We start from the raw sequence: 17,765 nt of genomic DNA, 5'->3' as shown, positions 1-17,765 counted from the left end.
TCCCCCGATCGGATTCGTTATAGCTCGGCATCCGCAGTAAAGTGCATGCCGTAATTGATCTGGTTTGTGGACTTCATAGTGGAAGTCCAGGTGAAAGCCGAATCGGTCGCCGTGTAGATGGCGGCGGCGATGTCGGTTGCGGCACCGCCGTCGGAGATCTTTCCGGATGCACCAGATACGCTGGCATACAGGGTGATGGCAGGTGTCACACGCTTGGGTACCCTGAAGTACACGGGGCGGCTGAACGCCACCGCCGAAGCAAGTCCGGGCGTCCATTCATTCAGAAATCCGCCTGCCTGGGGCGTACCGGGACGCACGTCCATGCCATAGGACTTCTCGAAGTATCTCTGGCAAAGCTGGAGTTCCAGGGCCAGCGGGCGATTCTCGTACCCGGTATCCCCCTCACCGGCCTTCAGCTCCACATCGGCAAGGCAGACCACTCCACTCTGCTGTCCGGCATATCCCGATGTCGGGCCGAAGCTGCTACCTGCATCCAGCCAGATGTTCAGCTTCAGGAAATCGGTGTGATCGGCTCCGAGCACCTTCCCGCTGATCGAAGGCAGGTCGAAAGTCAATGAATACCTACGCCAGGTACCGTCAAGGCTCACCGACTGTCCTGCGACGCCGGAAGCCGCGGATCCACCAGCGCCGAAATACTGTTCCAGATTTACGCCAATGCGCTTTCCCGCAACGGAAGCCGATGCCAGGAACGATACGGTGACTGTTCGTCCCGCCAACGTACCCACGCCTTCAATGCATTGTTGAAAGACAGAATAGCTGTTACTTGCCTGAGTCGACGCGATGGTATGCCGGATTGCGTAGCGCGACGTCGACACGTCGAGTGACATGGGAATTCTTTCGCTGATGCAGGACAGGCCGACATTGCTGGCCAGCCAACGGTCAGCGGTGTAGCCCACAGAGAAGGGCCCCACGCCCCGCTGCCAGATGTCGAACGACGGATTGATGAGTACATTCCGGAATCCGCCCCACACAAGCCTGGGATCATCACCCGCCGCCACGGTACCGGCCACGGTCCCCGTATTCATGGCGGATACCGGTCCCAATGCCGAGGCAAGCGATCCGAAATTCAGATCCAGTTTTCGCAGGGCACCCGTGACGTCGTCGCCGCCCGTCTGGATCGGCTGGAAGCTGACACGTGAGAAGTTCATTGCAATATCCTCATAGGGCCGGCGGATGAGTCAGTGAAAGCACGGTCTGTGCTGGACGAGGCCCCCGAGCATCAAAGCTCAGCGTCGGCCGTCCAGTGAAAATAAGCGCCACCGGCACCAGGTGCGTTGTTCACGAACCATTCGAAGCCACTTTCACCGACCACCCTTATCCCCAGGCCAGTATTCGAACTATCACTTTGAGCTGCCTGGTTGACGGCTCCATCGACGGCAGAGTATCCCGTGATGACGGGCGACTTCCGTTTCCTTACAGAAAAACCCTCCTTCATGATGATGGTCGTGCCATGCGAGATACCATTGCTGTCGATGCAAACGCGCCCCTGCCATTCAATCGCCCCCGGCTTCGTTTCCAGGTTGTAGCTCTTCTCGTAATAACGCTGGCATAAGGCCAGTTCAGCCGCGCGATCCCGACGCTCGAAGACCGTATCCACGGTGCCGGGCTTCACCTCCACATCGCTGATATAGACAGTCGCACTCTGCTGGCCAATGGATCCCGACCGCATGGCAAAAGAAGGACCCGCATCCAACCAGAAGATCAATTCCAGGAAATCGCTTCCCGATGCCCCGATGAGCCTGCCCGATAGCGATGGAAGATCGAAGTGCAGTGTGTATCGACGCAGGCTCCCGGAAAGGGCGATTGACTGCCCCGGAAGTTGCACGACCGCGGAGCCGCCGGGCCCCATGTTCTGCTCCAGGTTGACACCGATGCGCTTGCCATCCAAGGAAGCCGATGCAAGGAACGACACAGTCACCGTGCTCCCGGCAAGGGTGACCACATCCTCGATACGTTGCTGTAGCGCGGAAAAACTGCCATCGCCGGGTACAGATGCCACTGAACACCTTACGGCATTACGTGACGACGAGGCCCCTGCCACTAGTGGGAATCGATCCACGACACAGGTATTTCCCGCGCTGGTGGTAAGCCAGCGGTCAGCGGTATAACCGTTCGTAAACGGCCCCGGCCCGCGTTGCCACACGTCGAATGATGCATTGAGTATCTTGTTGCGCCAGATATCCCTGGTCAACCGGTCATCGTTTCCCGCCGCAACGCTACCTTCGACCGTACCGACGTTCATGCCTGCAGCGTTGCCGAGCGACTGCCCGAGATCGCCGAAGTTGAGATCTAGTTTTCGGAGGGCACCGGTGACGTCGTCACCGCCGATGGAAACCGGAACGAAGCTCACTCTGGAGAATTGCATCGTCAGGCCGCCGATTGACCGGGCATGGCCGGCCATGCAGGGTTTGCCACGCTTGTATCCGCCCTGTTCAACTGGACGCGATAGGCCTTCCATCCATTGAGCGCGTTGGCTTCTTCCTGTGTGGCAACGCCAAGGTCGGTTGCATCCTGCAGCGGAGCGATGGCCTCGGCAGCGCTACGGAGCAGGTCACGCTGGCGTCCTATATTGAACGACAGGATTTCTTCCGGAGAAAGGGCAGGTACGGGATCGGGAACGTGGCCCTGATCGAGCCATGCCTGGAACTGATCAGATTGATAAGTACCGGTACGAGGTACGAATGCACCGGTCTCAGTGTCATGCACATAGCCGGGATTGGATGTCAGCTGGTAACGAGCCATTTCATAACTCCGCGTCTGCCGTCCAGCTGCCCTGGACGTAAATGGATTTGATGGTGTTGAACCCGCCCGGAGGAAATATCGTCGTGCACGAGAACTCGCTTTCCGTCACGATGAAGGGCGCCGTCTGACCTGCCTGCCACCCTGTCCCGGAAAGAATCACCCAGTTGTTGCCGGACGACGGAACGGTCGATGATCCCCAGAACGTCAGCGCTGGCGGTACCCGCATGCGGACACGCAAGGGTACGGAGGCCACCACGCCGGTATCGGCGTACACCATGTTTGCTCTGGGCTGTGCCGAGATCGTACTGACGGGGGGCTGGTCGATATCGAAACTCTTCTGGAAATAGCGCTCACACAGCTGCTGTTCGATCGCATAAGGCCTGCGCTCGAACGACGCCAGCTGGTCTCCCGTTTCAAGCTGGATCTGCGAAATACAGATGGTTGCCGACTGGTTTCCGACACCACCGGACCGCGCTGCAAAATCGCTTCCTGCATCCAGCCAGATGATCACCTGGAGGTTATCACCCGACCCTTCTGGTGCAGATAACGCCGGCACGTCGATCGTCGTCGCATAGCGGCTCCAGGTACCGACGGTAGAGGCAACGAACTTGCGTGAACCGATACCGGTGGTCACATTCCCTCCGTTGCTCTGCACCAGCTCGACACCGATGCCGGCGGGGCTGCTGACGTAGACCCAGAACGACAAGGTTACTTTTCCACCTGCCAGCGTTGCTGCATCTTCGACGGCCTGTGCCAGCACGGCATAGGAAGTCTGCGTACCCGCACTGGACACCGTCGCACGGAAGGCGTAACGGCCGCATCCTGGAAAGACAGGTGCCCACACGCCAAGCGGTACGCGCGCGACGTCTACCTTCGACTCTACCGTCCTTACGCGCCAGCGATCCGCCAGAAAACGCGATGAAGACGCTGGAACGGTACCCACCGATCCACGCTGCCAGAAATCGAAGTTTCCGTTGATGAGGCGGTTGCGATAGGCCGACATCGAGGTCGCCAGGCGATTCATCTTCGCCTCAAGCTGGATTTGCCTGGCACCGATCTCACCACTGTCGGAGAGTGCCGATTGCAGGTCGCCGAAGTTGAGATCGAGTTTTTTCAGGGCTGCCGTTACGTCATCTCCGCCACTGGCGATCGGACGAAAATCGACTCTGGAGAACTGCATGATTTACTCCATTTCACTATGCGAAAGGCGCCCTCAGAACCCCGATACATCCGCGAGAATGACCGATATGGGTGCACCGCCTCCCCGGGTGTTCACCCGGACATTGCCGGGCAGGTCAAGTGACCCTACGTTCTGGACAAGTGCAATATCCAGGCTTTGTCCCGATATGCGCATCGCGCATTGCGCAACGGTGCGAAAGGTAAAGCCGCCCCATACGCCATCGCCCGTGAGTACCTGATACTGGAACCCCGGATCGACAAAACATACCGCCGGCGTTCCGGCCGGCAATGCAAAGGACTGAACGGGACCGACACCACCCTGATCCGGAAAGATCAGGCCGGTGTTCGTATTGATCGAACCGATGACCCGCAGGTATCGCTGTGCCGCATCGAAAGCTAGCCGGGAGTCATCGGTGAAGACCTGCATGCCGAATCGCGCGCCGACGTCCTGCGGTGGCCCGAAAACCCAGTAATCGAAACTCGTCGAGCCCTTGCCCAGGTAGTATTGGATCACGCCGGCGTCCACCCCCAGGACCGCGGCGAAGCCCGGGCTACGTATGAACACCATGGACGGGCCTGTATCGGGTACGTTTAACTGACCGTACCAGCCACCTGCATAGGTATTCGTTCCGATGTTCACCGTACCTTTTGCGATAAGAGCCAGATTGGGATAGTTCGCATCCAGAAGGATGCCGCCTGCATCGTTCAATACCTGATAGCCGACCGACATCAATAAGCTCCGTAGTAAACGAGGGTCGATCCGGTGAACGTGGTACCGAACCCGGTGTTGAACGACCAGGAAAGCGTCGCTCCGGAGAACGACACGGATCCCCCCATGGAGGCATTTCCAAACTGCCCGCTGCCCATTGACCTAGGCCACTGAGGCACCAACACAAAAGGCGTGCCTTCAATGCCGGGAATATCCATTCGTCCGACAGCGCCTTGCAGTTTCACGGATCCTAAAATGCGTCCTGTACGCGCCGTCGTATCCAGGACGACCTGCCCGCGCTCATCGAAAACCTGATATCCCGACGCCATATCACCCCCAGATACCCCAGCGAACACGCAAGGTGCCGTTCGCGTCGTAAACGCGCCCACCTGTACCGTCCAGCTCAACGCGCCCTGCGGCTGACGAACTGCGCAGGCTGATCTGTCCGCTCTTGTCCAGTTTCCATACCGGATTGCCGGTGCTGTCCACGGCCGTGGACTGGATGACATTGCCGATCATCGCGTTCGTGATCCAGCCGGTGCCAATCAGCGCCTGGTTGATGAAGGTCTGGCCATTCTGGATGACGAATGGAGAAACGGCCGAACCGCCGCCCGTGCTCGGCAAGACTGCAAAGCGATCCGCCATGACCAGGAACCGCGACTGGACGGGGCCGGTGCTGTTGTCGATACCCACCGCATAGCCGGCAGAGTAATACTGGCCGTCTGCGGTAATGGCCACCTTCGAGCTGAGCGTTGCCGATACCTTGCCATCCAGGCCGGCAGCCACATTGAACGCCTGTTGTGCCGTGGCCTGTGCCGTCCCTGCCTTGGCATCCACGGAGGTCACCTGGGACGCCAGCGCATTCTGACCATCGATGCGCGCCTGCGTTTCCACGGTAACTGCCGAACGGACATCGCCGATCTGGGCCTGCGTGGTCTCGATGCGGCGACCGAGAGCGTGGTCGTTATCGACCTGCGCGATCGTCTGCACATAAAAGCCTGCCGACGGAATGCGCGTCACGCTGCCAGCCGGCTCGCCGGTCATCTCGCCCGCGCCGATCGGGTTCACTTCGGCGTAAACGGAGTCCGTCTTCTCGGCGGTGGCTTTGACCACGCCATCCAGCTGCTCGACCTTGAGCGAAGTATCCGCCATGCCCAGCGCAAGGCCGGTAGCGGTCTGGACCGCCGCGCCAACATCCTGCCAGGTATGGGAATCCGTACCGGGTACGACGCCTCCGGATGGCACCGCCACCAGGGCACGGTACATCCGGCCATCCTTGCTGACCGCATCACCCACCGCATAAGCGTGAGTGGTGTCCCAGGGCGCCGGCGGCTTCACGAACGACTGCAGGTCAGCCACCGAGTCAATGGTGCTGCGCAGATCCTGGGCGAGCTGGTCCTTCTCGATCTGACCCGTGAGTACGTCGAGAATCGCACTCGCATCACTGCTGCTCTGGCCGTTGATCGCTCCTGTCTGTGGATACCACGGACCGATATTGCCGGCCTTGTCGACCAGGCGACCCCAGAAGTACAACGATGTGCCGGCCATGAGGCCGTGAAGTTCCGTGCTGCTCGAAGGATACGCATAGTCACCAAGGTGATATGGCACGACGGCAGGGTTATCTGCGTCCGGACGCTGCGGCGTGGTGCTTGCCCAGATTTCCGTACGCTGCGTATCGGTGGCGCCTTCCGGGAACGTCCACTTGATGCCGATACCGAAGACCAGGCTCTGGCAGCTCAAGCTGGTCATGGCCGGCGGCGCGCCCGTTTTGCCGGTGATCGCCGTGGGGGCACTCATCGCCGCCAGCGACGGTGTATTTGCCGCGCTGTATGCCGTCACCCGCGCAACGTAGGTACCGGTATAGACGCCCACCACATCGATCGAGGTAGTCGCTACCGTACCCGCCGGAATCCAGGCGCCGTTGTCTTTCTGCCATTCGACCTTGTAACTGGCCGCATCCTTGGCCGCGTCCCACTCGATGGTCATCACGTTGTTTGCAATGCCCTGTTCCACCACCACGTGGCCGCCGATGCGGACGTTGGAGGGAGGTACCTGTGCGCCTACGGGTAGTTTGCTGATCGGAGGCACCTGGATCTGTGCACCCTTGTCGATCGACTCGAACTTGCTGGCGTTATGCTGGACAGCATTGATCGTGAAGCGGATCTCATTCTGGCCGGTATCTTCGCTAACGCTCAGGATGCGATAGGTCTGCGTCTGCAGGGTGGCACTTTCCACCGTCCATACCGATTCCGCGACCGGTGCATCGGTAAACGGCTGACTCACGGTGAAGACGAGGCCGTCGATGCCGGTGATCGTACGCGTTTCGGCCATACCACCAGGCAGATGCACCGTCAGGGTGTCGCCAACCACCGCTTCGCCGGGAGCCTTGTCCACGGTAACCGTGGTGGTCGTCGCCGCACTGAGACGACCGGCCTGTCGCATGCCCGCGCGATGCGGATCCTGCACGCGGATGATCTGGCCCGGCGCCGCGCGCAGGCCTTCCAGGCCCACGGCAAAGGTCACGGAGTCGGTTTCGTACTGGCTGGTACGCAGCGACCACAGCCCCCGTCGGTGGGCCTGGCCCTGGCTCGTGCAGCCGAAGGCAACGAACTCGGTCGGCTGGATACCGTATCGCGCGATGGCTGCATCGTCGGACACATACTCGACGCGCTGCCGGAAGTTGCTCTCCGGATCGTTCCATGTCACCAGGGCCGTGGTGAAGCGCGTCTTTCGCGGGCTGCTCTGGTAGGAAAAGTTGCCGTCGATGACGTTCGCGGCCGAGTACGTGTACACCGGATCCTGCGGCATGTCCGCAACGGTGGTGATCGCGCCGCCCATCCAGTAGCTGACGCCACTGAAGACGGAAGCCATGTCACCGATGAGGCGAAAGGCGTCCTCGCGGCTCTGAAGGTAGACAGAACACCGGAAGCGGGGCTCCTGCCCGCCCTTGCCATCCGGCACGAGCTGGTCGCAGTACTGCGAGATGCGCATCAACTCCCATTTGTCCACAAGCGACGCATCGATCAGGTCGCCCAGGCCGAAGCGGTTGTTCGACACCATGTCGTAGAGGATCCAGGCCGGATTATCGGTCCACGCGGCCTTGAATGAGCCATCCCACACGCCTGAATAAGTTCGCGTGGATGGATCGTAATTCGACGGCACACGAAGCAGGCGACCGAAGCAGACGTAGGAACGGACAGGAATATTCTGGAACTGGGACGCGTCACCGCTGATGGCGACATACGCGGTATTGGGATAGCGAAGCTTCGCATCGATGATTTCCGTCATCGATACGACCCGGGTTGTATCCGCCGTGGTCGCACTGTGTGCGTTCGCGGTCAGGCGACGCACGCGCACGTTCCATCCGGCGGTAGCCTGGGGAAGATCGACGCGATGCGTACGCTGGTAAGGTCCGCTGGACTTACCGTTGAAGGCACCGTTGATGACCGTCTGATAAGCGCCGTTGTCGGTAGACACATCAATGGCGTACTGGATGAGATAGCCGTTGATGTCACCGTTCTTGGCGTTGTTCTTCTGTAGTGCATCGACCTGCAAGGTGATGGCCACGGCGGACAACTGCGTATTGTTGACGGCGCGCACCCATGGCGACTCGGACTTCAGCTCGGTGGATATGGAGATTTCGTTGTCCACCGAGCCATAGCCCGGGATATAACTCTGGTCCTGGGTACCTGCGCGTACCTGGACGGAGACACCCTTGAAGTTGAGGCTGCCGTCGGGATTCGCCACCGGCGTACCGTCGAGGCATACCGATTGCAGGCCATTGACCAGGCCGCCGATTTCACCTTCCGACAGCGCGTCCTCGATCTGGAAATAAGAGATCGAACGCAGGGTGTCAGGTGCTTCGACAGGCGTGTGCGAGCTACCGCCGCCCTTGGCGCCGGTAATGCGAGGATCGATTCCCATGCGGATTCCATGAAAAGGCCTGCGAAAGCGGGCCGTGGTGATTGATCTGGGTCTGCAGGACGCGTCAGGCGGCGTCGTAGGGCGTCTGCTTGAGGTTGCCCGTGGCCGTGCCCAGCCCCACGTTGGAGGGCCGCGCGCTGTAATCCACCGCATCCATGCGCGCGGAGATCACCGTGCTGCCGATTTCCATCGGGCCACCGTACAACACGGGTACGCAGCCTCCCTGGGCTGTCGTGTTCACCGCTCCGTTGAAGAGGTAGCTGGCCTGGTTTTCGGGCTTGTCGGCCTTGGCCTGCAGCTTCGGCTGCGGGCTCAGCAGCTGCACGACACCACCGGCAGCCATGCCGATACCGGTCGCCTGCATACTGGCGAACAGACCTTTGGCAAAGCCGGTCGAGCCTGGCAGGTAGATGCTTCCCACCACGGCCAGGGCGACCCCGACAATGGTCTGGAGCACACCGGCATTCTTTGCGCCTGCATGGACGGGAACGATACGGATCAAGCCACCGGCCGGCTCCCTGAGCTGATCGTAGGCCAGGTTCTCCGCCTGCTTGCCGCTACCCCGCCAGATGGCGAATTCCATGCCTCGCTCCCTGGCATTCATGAGATACGCGCGAAACCCGCCGAGGATCGAACACAACGCACGAATGGCCTCGGCCGGTGTATTGGTGTCCAGATGGAGCTTGAATTCCCGACCGAAGCGCCTTCGCGCCTCGCCGCTAAGTAAGACAGTGGTGGCTGTCATGGCTTCTCCAGTAAAGATGATCCGCTTTATCACAGGACCACCCATGCATTCATTCGGGTTCGTACAGCGATGTCTTCGCATTTCCCCGGGGCGTGCCCATACCGACGTTGGTCGGCCGGGAGCTGTAATCCATCGCATCGATCCTTGCGGACATCACGGTGCTTCCGATCTCAAGTGGGCCGCCATACAACACCGGCACGCAGTTTCCCTGGGCGGTGACGTTGACGGCACCATTGAAGATGTAGCTGGGCTGGTTGCCGGATGACTCGATACTCTGGTTGAGCCTGGGAAGCGGCGTCAGCATCTGGACCACGCCACCCACCATCATGCCGATACCCGCGGACATCATCGCGCCACCGATACCGGAGCCGGCACCCATCGTCCAGCCGGAAATCAGCCCGCCGACGACAAAGAGCACGGCACCCGCGATCGTCTGCAGCACACCGCCATTCTTCGAGCCCAGATGCACCGGTGCGATGCGGATCGTATCGCCCGCGGGTTCACGCAGCTGTCCGTAGCCGATGTTCTCCGCCGTGCCACCCCGGCCTCGCCAGACGGCGAATTCGATGCCCCGTCCGCGGGCAGAGAACAAATAATCCCGGAAGCCCACAACCGTGGCGCACAATGCCCGAATGGCCTCGGCGGGAGTTCGCGTTTCCAGATGAAGCCTGAATTCGGCGCCGAACCGTTTTCGGGCCTCGCCGGTAAGCAGGACCGTCGTTGCTGTCATGTCTTTTCCTCTTATCCGGTTGTAACCAACGACGAGGAAGCGTATCGCCACACCGAACGGGTCACCTCCTGCCAGTACCCGCCAAAGACATCGCGGGAACTCAACCGGCCGTAAAGGTGGTGCAGGATCAATCCGTCGCCGAGGTAGATCGCCGCATGGTTTGGCACCAGGTTCGCTGCTCTTATCTGCATCAGGATCACATCGCCGGCGATAACGGATTCAAGATCGATGCGAAAGAAGCCCGCGCTTTCCATGGCGCGATCGCCATATAGATCGGAGTGACCGTCGTTCCACCAGTCGTCGGTCCGATAGGGATCGGGCAGGGATACACCGCGCTCCATCGCATACCAATCCCTGACCAGTGCCCAGCAATCCAAGGTACCGTGCGACCAGGAGCGTCCCACCAGGGGTGCCTTGTATCCCGTCGGCTCCACGATATGCGTATCGGTCACCACGGGACACGATGCTCCCGGCATCACGCTGACGATGATCCAGGGAATACCCGATGCCTCGCACTGCACGAGGTCGGCCTCTGAAGGACGCGCCGGCACATCGGGGTGGGAATGCACGATGGCGACGATCTCACCCGCATCGTCGGCCATCGCGTAGTCCTGTGGACAAAGCACGAAGTGGGCTTTCGGGTCGGCCGCTACATTCCGGCAAGGCATGTAGCGCTCCCTGCCCTTGCGTACGACAACCAGGCCGCAGCTCTCACTGGGATAATCGGCGAGTGCGTGGCCATGGATCGCCGCTCGCGTTTCGGGCGTCATTTGATCAGCGCCGCCGCCGGGAACGAACCATAAGGCAACTCGTCGTTCGGCCACTGCCTCATCTTGCACGATGAAATCCGCCCGCCACAACGATCCAGCGACGGATCGCTCGTGGGCGTATCGTCGGCGGTAGCCACCGCAGGACCGGTGTAACCGCAGTTCGGCCCCCGATACCCACCGATCGCCAGCCAGCTGCAGACGTTGGCAACGATCTGCCGACGGGGGAGCTGGCGATTGCCGAAGTCCATCGGGCTTGAAAGCTCCCAGGTCACCTGCGTCTTGTCCTCGGCGGAGCGGCGTTCGATGAACCACAACTCCGGCGCGACCTCCTGCTCGGGATCGGCCGTGGCATTGCCCCCTGGGAAATTGACGGCGTCGAGATATCGCCCGAGCGTCCGGCGACGCGTAAGGCGAGCACCGACAAGGTCCTGGTAAGCCAGGCAAAGAGCTGTCATCCGGCCATCCACGTTACCCGCGCTCAACGTCGGCACGGGCGGCTGCTCGGGATCAAGGCGAAAGCCACGGGTTTCTACGGGCCACGGCTCATACGCAATACCCTGCCAGGTGATCGGTCCAAGCTGCGTATAGCCGTGAAAGTGCAGAACATCACCCGCACCACCACCGGTGATCGGTCGAGCGTCCAGTTCGAACAGCTCGACCCAGGCACCCGGTTGCAGCGTCTGGATATCGGCAAATAAGGTCACGGTGCGAAGTCCTCTTCAAAGACCGCGGTGAGCGTGGTGAGACCCGCTATGGCCGGGGTCTCGCTATACGTCTCGCAAACATAACGCCCCTGTACACCGTTGGGTGGAGCCCAGAGGAATGCACGGGCACCGGCATGCGCGTCGAGAAATGCCTTGATGGGCTGGATCTCATCGTCATAACGATCAGCGACCGTAATGTTCCAGCGGCGGCTCGAGCTATTGATGCCGTCCTGGACGCGCTGCGTATAACCGTCGCCGAACGCGGTCTTGTTCACGCGGAACGTGGTCGTGCCGTTGGTACCGGCATCCACGGCGAAATCGAATACATCAGACACGGCCATTGGCCCTCCACAATTTTCCGCCCGGCTGAAGGTTCCTGGCGACCACCTGTTCCGCGACCGCCTGCATCTGCTGCCCCATCTCGCGGCCGAAGCCGTCCGCGTCGTGCGATGTCATGCCACCGGATACGCCACCATCGCTACCCACGTTCACGGTGACGGCGACCTGGGCGTTGGACGCTCCCACGTCGGGTGCAGAGAACGCCATGGGTGCTGCGAACGACGCCGGTACGATCGACGAGGTATCCACACTCGGCGATGCATACGACTGCATGAGGTTGAACCCGCTAAAATCGGAGCTTGTGCCGGAGCCAAGGCCGTACAGGCTGCCCAGCCCGGCACTCGAACCGGTACCATCGCCCGCCCAGCTCGTGGAAAGCGAACCCGGACCACTGTATTCACCACCCGTGAGGCTGAAATTACTGGGTGAATCGATGCTGTTCCTTGGCAGAAACAGATTGATGGCATAACTGAGCAGGCCTGCCGCCAGGCGACTGGCTTCCAGCTTCGCCACTTCCGTGAGGATGCTGGTTACCAACCCCTTGATGTTCGCCTTGCCTTTCAATGCCGCCGATGCAAGGACATCGGCCAGGCCGGTGTTCAGGTCACCGACCACCTTGGTGAACACGCCCGCGGAATCCGTCGCCTTGGCCTTCAGATCCTCCATCGTTTTCTGCGCGACGTCTGCCAGGTCCTTTGAATCTTTCTTGGTTTCCTTGCCGGTTCGCGCGCCTTTGAGCTGGTCTGCCAGCTTGTCGAACTGGGTGGAAGCAGGACCCAGCGCCTGGGACAGGGACTTGAACGCCGTTTCGGCGGCAGACGCAACGTCCTTCAGGGTATCCAGCATGCTTGTTGCGCTTGCCGCCGACGCGCTGTCGACGGTGACGGCAAGACGAGCGACTTCGTCCGTCATGATGACCTCATATGCTTACGGCTCGCCAGAGCACATCGATCTGCTCGATGGCCTGGACCTGCCAGGGTCGCAAGGAGACGCCTTCCAGTCGCTGGAAGGCGTCGATGTCGCCCAGGGTGATCGGATCGACGCCTGTGGAGCGGCAGCGCTGGCGCGACAACCGCCTGAACACATCGACGAGAAATCCGAAACCTTCGGGGCATGCTCCGTGCGCGGTCAACGCCAACGGCTTCCTGCCGGTGGTTTTCCAGTGCGCATGGAGGTGTTGCCGGATGGTCCGCGTGCCGCGGACCCGGTCGAGCTTCAGTTCACCTTCGATCCATCGGAGGAAGGTGTCGAACCTTTGCCGAAAAAACGCTCGTCCTCCATGGCGACGCGATCCACCTGTTCCGCGACCAGCTGCGCTTCGGCCAGGAAAGCCGCCACGTTCTCCGGCGTACACGGCATTTCGAAGTTCCAGCCTGAGATGAGACTGGAAATGAGCGCCACGCGATCGGCTTCGTGCTGTGCATCGCTGGCCTTGCCATGCTCCGCGATGCGATCGCGGATCTGGTTGAGCTTGGCCCGATAGGCATCGCAACGATAGTTGCGGACGACCAGGTAGCGATCACTCGGCGTACCGTCAGGCAAGGCCAGCGGCAGGCGGATGCCTTCGTTGGAGACTTTTCGGGTAGCGAAGGCAGCCATATCGGCTGCGACCGTTGCGAGGTGGGTGGTGTCGGTCACGTCGTAATCCATGATGAGAGGTTGATGTCGGTCGACCGGGCCCGCGGGGCCCGTCAGTTACCGCCCGGTGCAGCCGCCGCCACGCGTCGGATCATCAGTTCCGTCGTGGAGGTTGCGTCATACAGGGAGCGGAAGTTGAGCTGCTGGACACCGAGGTCGTCGGCATTGAAGGTGTCCTTCGCCGAAGTGAAGCGCTCGCGCGGCAGGGTCAGCACGTAGCTGTTGCCGCCACTGGCCTTGTCGGCCATGGTGACGACCATCGCCGTGTCGACTTCGTTGCGGTACTTGTCCTTGAGCGCCGCATCTTCGATGTATGCGGAGAGATCGCCGGTCACGTCGATCATGCCGATCTTCATCGCATAGGCGGGACGCTTGAACAGGCCATACTTGGCTTCGATGTTGTTGGCGAGCGTGATGTTCAGTTCGGTCGCGGCACCCAGCGGAGCGGCATCGAGATCGAGCGAACCTTCGAAGGTGGTCATGTAGTCGCTGGTGGACGGCGTGGCGAACGTGGCACCTGCCGGCACGGTGTACGACTCTTCTGCCTTGCCGACAACCGAGAACGTCACCGTGATCTTCTCCTGCAGCGGACAGGCGAACTTCAGCTGGTTGATCTGGCAGCCGCGATAGATCGTGTCGACATTGATATCGAGGTTGCGCTTGAGGATGGCGAAGCTACGCCGTGTCGCGCCAGTCTTCAGTACGTCCGAAGCCCAGGTGCCACAGAACGCGGCTTCGAGCAGGTCGTCGAACGAACCGTAGGACAGTTCGGCGGCAATATCACCGCTGACGCTCGTGGCGCCCCGGCGTGCCGAACGACGGTGGCGGTCCGCCGCCAGTTCATTGGACTGGATCTCGTTGGCCTGTTCCACCAGGCCGTTCTGGGTGAGTCGGAGGGGCTTGAACGCCGGGGTGGCAGGCGTGGTGCCGTCGGCGTTCTCGAGGACGAAATAGTAAGCGGCGCGAGCGCCCGATGCGGCAATGCCAGCAGTCATGTACGAATTCTCCCGAATAAAGAGATGACGCGAAGCCACCCGTCCATGGGGATGGGAAGGCATGTGGAAGACCAGCCTCACGGCCGGAAGGAGAGCGAGCGATGTATCGCTCGATGGCAACGGCCGTCTCGCCTGTGGATGAGGCGAGAAGGACATCGTTTCAGCGAAGCCTCGGGTCCGTTCTTGACCAGACAGGCAATAAAAAACCCGCAAAGGCGGGTTCAGGGACGATAGTTCGTCGGGTATCGCAAATGCCGTGGTCCGGTGACGAAATCACCCCACGATGAAATTCTCGCGCAGATCTAAACCTTGTCAACACCCTGAACGGACGATTTTCCGCGTCGCCTCCGGTGATCCACGGATGCCATCGCAGGCGGGATACGTATCCCCTGGGAACGCATGCGGGCCTTGGTGCTTTCTATACAAAGAAATTCCATTTTCGCGCTGGCGAACGACTTTCCCCGCACGTGCAGGCGCTGGTTCGCTAGCAGCTCCTTCAATGATGCATCGTTCATTCTCTTTCCTTCGTCAGAATGGACTGGAGTCCACGGACTTGTGCGTCGCATTCGGCGGCGGATCGAACAATTCGTCCCGCACTTTGCGCTCGGTCTGCGGTGCCTGCATCAGTTCCCGCGGCACGGGTGGCAGCCAGGGCTTTGCCGGCGAGCATCTGGGTGGCCCAGCGGTCGCGCAGGCGCAGAGTGCCAGCGCGAAGATCGGCGATGACGCGATCAGCTTCGGTCTTTGCATGTTGCCGTTCTTCCTCGTAGTGGGCGGCCACCTGGTCGAAGGCAGCCGCCTGGTTCCGTTCCCGCTGTAGCTGGGCCTGGTTTGCCACATCCCGTTCTTCGGCGGCACGTTTCTGGAACGCGGCCAGTTGTGCGTCAGCGCGAAGACTTTCGATTCGGTGCCCGGCTGTATAAGCCAGCGCGATACAAAGAAGGAAGCCTGCGGTTCCTGCGATGCGAACGCTGGTCATGGCTTGCGCTCACATAGGGCACGTTCCTCAGAACGACGCCTCACCAGGCCAGGCAGCACGCGCCCGTCTGCGTAAATCCATCTCAACAGTTCCCCACACATGCTCATCAGATCGCCGGCATTCGCCTTTCGCTGGAGACTCGATCCGCAAACCAGCGATGGCCCGGCATTCATCACGGCCGACATCAGGGCCGCCCGCTGGTTGTCGTTGAGTGGAACCGATATACAGCGGTTGATCGCGTCGTTGGCTTCGTCCAGATCCTCACGAAGCCAATCGTCGCACTGCTTCCGCGTCGCAGTGTCGCCTTCCTTGACGTTGCGTGTATGCCCTTTGCAGATGGTCCACGGTGCACCGCGAGTGGCCGGATCGGGATAGGCCACGTAGCGTGTACCTTCGAACTGCGCGACCAGTGCAACGGCTGCCGTCACCACAACGGCCGTCACGGTTCCGAGCCAGCGGCCGTTCATGGCGCCAGCCTCTTGTAGTGCCATTCCCTCCACCATTTCCAGGCGAGGTAGGCGCCCTGCATGAGCAGGAAGGCCAGGGTGCCGATATAGGTCCAGTCCTGCAGTGAGTAACCGCTGGCTGAGGCGGTGACGACGGCAGCGGGTGGGGTAAGTCTTGCCAGGGCAACGCCGGATTCGGCCGCCAGGTCCTTAGTGATCATGGTGCTCCCGGTAATGGAGCGAGTCGAACTCGCACAAGATGCGTCACGACCTCGGGTCGTGACGTGACGGGTGGGGATATCGGGGCTGCGCGATGGGGCGGCCAAAAAAAAGCCCCGCGAAGGCGGGGCATATGAAGTCGATGGTGAAAGTTTCTCGCAGTTTGAAACCTTGTCAAGCGTGGTTTGCCTACGCGGCGAAACGCGCCTTTCGCGCTGCGAGTGCCAGTGCATCTTCCGCCATGCGTTCGAGCACACAGGCGCCGGCGGCGACGAGGTTGCGCCAGTCGGCTTCGGCTATGCCGGCAGGCATGGCCGGGCACGGGTTACCCATCACGACATGATAAGCCGCCATGCTCACGTGACCCAGGCACGCGCGATTTCGTCGCACCAGCACTGAACGATCGCGACCGAGGGCGTTGCCCAGGGCCGCACAGACACGACCGTAGTGACCTGCCCTCCCCGTCGCGATGTCGAATGCGATGTCCGGGCCGATATCCTCGGCATGCGCACGGCCGAAGGAAAGCGCCGCGGCGATCATGTGATCGCCGGGAATGCCGTTGCGGTAGCGTGGGCCGCCACCGGAAGACTCGCGCCATGTCGTATGCCCCACCAGCGCATGCACCCGCTCGCGGAATGACGCATGGGAAACGTCGCTTGAAATCGTCATGGCTCTCTCCTTCTCGATGGGTACGTCGTCATGCAGGCCTGCCGTGTAGGGAATCAGGCGTCGCGTCGTTTCTTCAGGTGTTCTTCGGCGCAGTCGGAGCAGAAGCGCCATGTCACGCCCGTGGAGGTGACATGGGCGGGAACCACGCCGCAGGCTTCGCAGTCGGGAATGAAGCGGGGACGTGCCGCGTGACGGTGGAGCGCGGCTTCCCGCGCGATGGATTCATAGGATTCGGCGCGATCAAGATCGTCCATGGCGTTCTCCGGACAATGGAGTGGAATCGACGCGGGACGTCGCTGTGGAGCGGCCCGCGCGGTATCGACAGGTCCGGCATCGCTGCAGTCGATCGTCCTGTCCTTCGCGAACCTTATTTATACGATTCGCATCGTGAATAACAATACATATCGTATAATACGAATGCAAGCCCGCGCTTAGGCTGGGAACCACCCCTGAAAGCCGCGCGTACCAAGCGTCTCAATCTATGAGCAAGATATCTGCGAATCTCACAGCACGGCGAGACGCCCTCGGACTCAAGAACGACGATGTACTGGCGGAACTCAGCCGCCGCGGCATCGAGCGTGCTTACTCCACCGTCGCGTCATGGTTCAACGGCACCAGGGGGTCGCGCTGGGATATGGAAGAGCTGAAAGCACTATTGGACGTACTCCAGACCGATCTGGACTCGATCACCGAGGGTCAGGTGGAGCTCGTGGAAGAAAAGCTGCCAGCAGCGACGGCGCGCGAGATGCGCGGGCTCAGCGATGAGCAGCAGCAGGCCGTTCTGGCGATGGTCCGGGCCATGCGGGGGGGCTCCGGCACGTCGAAGTAGCCCAAAGGAGCGCTGTCACCTTACGGACTTCCGCGGTTGCGGAAGCAAGGTAAAACCGCTCTCTTTATGACAAGTCACGCTTTTTAGTGAACGCAGCATAAACAAACTATGCAGTACGCATACCGTT

General features: G+C 60.9%; 21 protein-coding genes. 1 reads left to right on the top strand and 20 read right to left on the bottom strand.

Annotation, left to right across the window (positions count from 1 at the left end; translation table 11 throughout):
- Positions 1 to 17: 17 nt before the first annotated feature.
- The 20 genes from KR767_RS11105 to KR767_RS11010 form a co-directional block, all read right to left on the bottom strand.
- Positions 18 to 1,169 carry a hypothetical protein gene (locus KR767_RS11105; protein ID WP_166947461.1) on the bottom strand — a complete coding sequence of 384 codons (1,152 nt, stop codon included), beginning with the start codon at positions 1,167 to 1,169 and terminating at the stop codon, positions 18 to 20.
- 71 nt (positions 1,170 to 1,240) lie between these two features.
- The gene (locus tag KR767_RS11100) at positions 1,241 to 2,422 is read right to left on the bottom strand and encodes a hypothetical protein (protein ID WP_250876359.1); all 1,182 of its coding nucleotides are present in this window, start codon (positions 2,420 to 2,422) and stop codon (positions 1,241 to 1,243) included.
- Positions 2,389 to 2,763: a tail fiber assembly protein gene (locus tag KR767_RS21325; RefSeq protein WP_284732837.1), complete on the bottom strand. Its 375-nt coding sequence runs from the start codon at positions 2,761 to 2,763 to the stop codon at positions 2,389 to 2,391. The genes KR767_RS11100 and KR767_RS21325 overlap by 34 nt, the downstream gene beginning before the upstream one ends.
- 1 nt (position 2,764) lies before the next feature.
- Complete coding sequence (locus KR767_RS11090; RefSeq protein ID WP_250876358.1) at positions 2,765 to 3,943, bottom strand: hypothetical protein; 1,179 nt, start codon at positions 3,941 to 3,943, stop codon at positions 2,765 to 2,767.
- A 33-nt stretch (positions 3,944 to 3,976) separates the two neighbouring features.
- A complete protein-coding gene (locus KR767_RS11085) occupies positions 3,977 to 4,675 on the bottom strand; it encodes a hypothetical protein (protein ID WP_250876357.1) in 699 nt (232 codons plus the stop codon).
- A 306-nt stretch (positions 4,676 to 4,981) separates the two neighbouring features.
- On the bottom strand, positions 4,982 to 8,575 hold the full coding sequence (locus tag KR767_RS11080; RefSeq protein WP_250876356.1) for a TipJ family phage tail tip protein: 3,594 nt from the start codon (positions 8,573 to 8,575) through the stop codon (positions 4,982 to 4,984).
- 64 nt (positions 8,576 to 8,639) lie between these two features.
- The gene (locus KR767_RS11075) at positions 8,640 to 9,320 is read right to left on the bottom strand and encodes a tail assembly protein (protein WP_250876355.1); all 681 of its coding nucleotides are present in this window, start codon (positions 9,318 to 9,320) and stop codon (positions 8,640 to 8,642) included.
- Between the two features lie 49 nt (positions 9,321 to 9,369).
- Positions 9,370 to 10,050: a tail assembly protein gene (locus KR767_RS11070; RefSeq protein WP_208392492.1), complete on the bottom strand. Its 681-nt coding sequence runs from the start codon at positions 10,048 to 10,050 to the stop codon at positions 9,370 to 9,372.
- Positions 10,051 to 10,061: 11 nt separating this feature from the next.
- Positions 10,062 to 10,820, bottom strand: a complete 759-nt coding sequence (locus KR767_RS11065; RefSeq protein WP_250876354.1) for a C40 family peptidase — start codon at positions 10,818 to 10,820, stop codon at positions 10,062 to 10,064.
- Positions 10,817 to 11,524: a phage minor tail protein L gene (locus KR767_RS11060; RefSeq protein ID WP_166947453.1), complete on the bottom strand. Its 708-nt coding sequence runs from the start codon at positions 11,522 to 11,524 to the stop codon at positions 10,817 to 10,819. Before KR767_RS11060 ends, KR767_RS11065 begins: the two co-directional genes overlap by 4 nt.
- Complete coding sequence (locus KR767_RS11055; protein ID WP_166947452.1) at positions 11,521 to 11,865, bottom strand: phage tail protein; 345 nt, start codon at positions 11,863 to 11,865, stop codon at positions 11,521 to 11,523. Before KR767_RS11055 ends, KR767_RS11060 begins: the two co-directional genes overlap by 4 nt.
- Positions 11,852 to 12,775, bottom strand: coding sequence for a phage tail tape measure C-terminal domain-containing protein (locus KR767_RS11050; protein WP_250876353.1), 924 nt, complete (start codon positions 12,773 to 12,775; stop codon positions 11,852 to 11,854). Before KR767_RS11050 ends, KR767_RS11055 begins: the two co-directional genes overlap by 14 nt.
- A 7-nt stretch (positions 12,776 to 12,782) precedes the next feature.
- Positions 12,783 to 12,995: a phage tail assembly chaperone gene (locus tag KR767_RS11045; protein ID WP_166947450.1), complete on the bottom strand. Its 213-nt coding sequence runs from the start codon at positions 12,993 to 12,995 to the stop codon at positions 12,783 to 12,785.
- An 83-nt stretch (positions 12,996 to 13,078) separates the two neighbouring features.
- Positions 13,079 to 13,501, bottom strand: coding sequence for a hypothetical protein (locus tag KR767_RS11040; protein WP_166947449.1), 423 nt, complete (start codon positions 13,499 to 13,501; stop codon positions 13,079 to 13,081).
- 53 nt (positions 13,502 to 13,554) lie between these two features.
- Positions 13,555 to 14,496 (bottom strand): phage tail tube protein, encoded by a 942-nt coding sequence (locus KR767_RS11035; RefSeq protein ID WP_250876352.1) that lies wholly within the window; start codon positions 14,494 to 14,496, stop codon positions 13,555 to 13,557.
- Between the two features lie 511 nt (positions 14,497 to 15,007).
- Entirely contained in the window at positions 15,008 to 15,475 is a 468-nt protein-coding gene (locus KR767_RS11030; RefSeq protein ID WP_250876351.1) for a lysis system i-spanin subunit Rz, read from the bottom strand.
- The gene (locus tag KR767_RS11025) at positions 15,472 to 15,942 is read right to left on the bottom strand and encodes a lysozyme (protein ID WP_250876350.1); all 471 of its coding nucleotides are present in this window, start codon (positions 15,940 to 15,942) and stop codon (positions 15,472 to 15,474) included. Before KR767_RS11025 ends, KR767_RS11030 begins: the two co-directional genes overlap by 4 nt.
- A complete protein-coding gene (locus KR767_RS11020) occupies positions 15,939 to 16,142 on the bottom strand; it encodes a hypothetical protein (RefSeq protein ID WP_166947445.1) in 204 nt (67 codons plus the stop codon). The genes KR767_RS11025 and KR767_RS11020 overlap by 4 nt, the downstream gene beginning before the upstream one ends.
- 187 nt (positions 16,143 to 16,329) lie before the next feature.
- The gene (locus KR767_RS11015; protein ID WP_250876349.1) at positions 16,330 to 16,809 is read right to left on the bottom strand and encodes a hypothetical protein; all 480 of its coding nucleotides are present in this window, start codon (positions 16,807 to 16,809) and stop codon (positions 16,330 to 16,332) included.
- A gap of 53 nt (positions 16,810 to 16,862) precedes the next feature.
- Entirely contained in the window at positions 16,863 to 17,063 is a 201-nt protein-coding gene (locus KR767_RS11010; protein WP_166947443.1) for a hypothetical protein, read from the bottom strand.
- Between the two features lie 227 nt (positions 17,064 to 17,290).
- Here KR767_RS11010 and KR767_RS11005 point away from each other — a divergent pair, with 227 nt between their 5' ends.
- The gene (locus KR767_RS11005; RefSeq protein WP_166947442.1) at positions 17,291 to 17,638 is read left to right on the top strand and encodes a hypothetical protein; all 348 of its coding nucleotides are present in this window, start codon (positions 17,291 to 17,293) and stop codon (positions 17,636 to 17,638) included.
- Positions 17,639 to 17,765 lie beyond the last annotated feature (127 nt).

It is taken from the genome of Luteibacter anthropi, from assembly GCF_023699965.1.
In the GTDB taxonomy this organism is placed as follows: domain Bacteria; phylum Pseudomonadota; class Gammaproteobacteria; order Xanthomonadales; family Rhodanobacteraceae; genus Luteibacter; species Luteibacter anthropi.
Note: the sequence above shows the minus strand (reverse complement) of the source record. Positions and strands in the feature narration are given on the sequence as shown.